At 62.9% G+C, this 2,317-nt stretch carries 1 protein-coding gene and 2 pseudogenes; all 3 read left to right on the top strand.

Translation table 11 applies throughout. The features are described 5' to 3' along the window. Nucleotides 1-168: 168 nt before the first annotated feature. Nucleotides 169-1,218, top strand: a pseudogene (locus QZY01_RS01625) (IS91 family transposase); the annotation flags it as partial. Next, nucleotides 1,215-1,454 carry a hypothetical protein gene (locus QZY01_RS01620; protein WP_294532569.1) on the top strand — a complete coding sequence of 80 codons (240 nt, stop codon included), beginning with the start codon at nt 1,215-1,217 and terminating at the stop codon, nt 1,452-1,454. The pseudogene QZY01_RS01625 and the gene QZY01_RS01620, both read left to right, overlap by 4 nt. A gap of 393 nt (nt 1,455-1,847) precedes the next feature. Further along, nucleotides 1,848-2,317: pseudogene (locus QZY01_RS01615) on the top strand (IS21 family transposase); the annotation flags it as partial.

The following is a 2,317-nucleotide window of genomic DNA, read 5'->3' as shown; positions in this document are numbered from 1 at the left end:
ATCTGCGGCGCGGCGCGTTCCAGCCGTCCGATAAACTGATCGCGCTCCTCAAGCGCCCTTCGTAATGGTGAGCCGGATTGGCGGCGCGGACACAAGAACGCGGTCAAGCCGCCGCCAACTCCCCATTACTGGATTTGCCCATAAGGCAGGTAATGGGCGACGCCCATTACCTGCCGCAACCGCCACTGCCCCAAATGCCAGGGCGCGGCGGCGCGGCAATGGCTGGCAGAGCGACAGGCCGAGTTGCTGCCGGTTCCCTATTATCATGTCGTATTCACACTGCCTGCGTCGATCGGGGCCATGGCCTTCCAGAACAAGGCCGCGATCTACGACCTCCTGTTCAAAGCCGCCGCCGAGACGCTGATCACGATCGCCGCCGATCCCAAACATCTCGGCGCCCGCATCGGCATGACCGCCGTGCTCCACAGCTGGGGCTCGGCGATGACCCATCACCCCCATATCCACATGATCGTTCCCGGCGGCGGGCTGTCGCCGGACGGCGAACGCTGGATCGCCTGCAAGCCGGGCTTCTTCCTACCGGTGCGCGTGCTGTCGCGCCTGTTCCGCCGCCTGTTCCTCGAAGGCCTCGCCGCGCTTCATCATGCCGGTCGCCTAAGCTTTTTCGGCGATCTCGCCGCCGTCGCCGACAAGGACGCCTTCGACGCGGCGCTCGCCCCGCTGCGCCGAAGCGAATGGGTCGTCTACGCCAAGCGTCCCTTCGCCGGGCCGGAAGCCGTGCTCGCCTATCTCTCGCGCTACACCCATCGCGTGGCGATCTCCAACAGCCGCCTCCTCGGCTTCGACGACGGGAAGGTCACCTTTCGCTGGAAGGATTATCGCGTTCAGGGGAAGGCGCCCGGCAAGTCCTGGATCAAGTCCATGACGCTGCCGGCGGACGAGTTCATCCGCCGCTTTCTCACGCATGTCCTGCCCGGCGGCTTCCACCGCATTCGTCACTACGGGCTGTTCGCCAGCCAGAAACGCGCCGCCAACATCACCCGCCTGCGCGAACTCATCGCCGCCGAGGGAGCCGAAAAGCCTTCACACGATATCGGCGCGGCGAGCGACGAGCCGCAAACGACAGAACAGCGGGAAACGTCCGCGCCGGCCAATGCCTGCCCTTGCTGCGCGGGACGCATGCGCGTCATCGAGCGTTTCGCGCGCGGCGCGACGCCACGCAGCTTCAAAGCCGATTGCGCGCGACTCGACACCTCATGACCAAAATCAAAGCCCGCACTCATGCCGCCGACATTGCGTCGACGCCTAAAGGCGCCGGCCAATACAGCCTCGTCGCAGCAACATCCCTGGCGACAAAAACGGTGGCCGAAACTGATCCCGACGCGACTACAAACAACATTCCCTGCCGTCAAAACGCGCCGTGCGCATGCCTCCCGACGCTGCTTAATATCGAGACTGCGCTCACCACCCCGACGCCGCTCCACAAATCCCCATAGATCGCCGACGAAACCATCGAGGATCACCGTCCCGCGGTTTCCTCCCCTGGAGGCTTTCGGACGCCGGCCCCGCCGCTGCCCGATCCGTCGTGATGGGGCCGGCGTCCGAAACCCTTCACATTAGCTGACATAGGATTGCTGGCCGGACGAACAGTTTCATCGGCGGTAACCGGCCAATGGCGCTCCATGCCCGGGTCTGGCGTCCAACTCCCGAACGGCCGCCATCGTGGCAAAGCCGGAAGCGAATTGTTGTATGAAAACAACGCGTGTAACCGAAAACTTGTTGATTTCCAATGAGAGTTGACCCGGCAACGCAGGATATTTCCACCGAGAATTGACCCATGTTTGAACCCGCCCTGGCCGTTTTCAGCGGGGGGCTTTGGAGTGATCAACATGGAGTTATTGAGCGTTATCCGGCGCTGGGCTTTTCGGGACCAGCTTTCTATCCGAGAGATATCGCGACGGACGCACTTGTCGCGCAACACGATCCGCAAATATCTGCGGTCCGACGTCGTCGAGGTGCAATTCAAAGTTCCCGATCGGGCGAGCAAGCTCGACGCGTTCTCCGACAAATTATCTGGCTGGCTGAAGACAGAGGCGAGCAAGCCGCGCAAGCAGAAACGCACGCTCAAACAATTGCATGGCGATTTGGTCGCGCTCGGCTTCACCGGCTCCTATGGTCGAGTGGCCGCCTTCGCCCGCGACTGGAAGGCGGAGCGGAGCCGAGAGCAGCAAACCACCGGCCGCCGCGCGTTTGTTCCCTTGGTTTTCCAGCCAGGCGAAGCGTTCCAGTTCGACTGGAGCGAGGATTGGGCGATCATCGCCGGCGAGCGGACCAAGCTGCAAGTCGCGCAGTTCAAGCT

Origin of the sequence: uncultured Rhodoblastus sp., from assembly GCF_903903185.1 — a bacterium.
In the GTDB taxonomy this organism is placed as follows: Bacteria; Pseudomonadota; Alphaproteobacteria; order Rhizobiales; family Beijerinckiaceae; genus Rhodoblastus.
This window is presented reverse-complemented; position numbering and strand designations above follow the sequence as displayed.

Bases quoted from the DNA above. Each gene is read 5' to 3' on its own strand.
- QZY01_RS01620 (WP_294532569.1), top strand. From the start codon at position 1,215: ATGACCAAAATCAAAGCCCGCACTCATGCCGCCGACATTGCGTCGACG.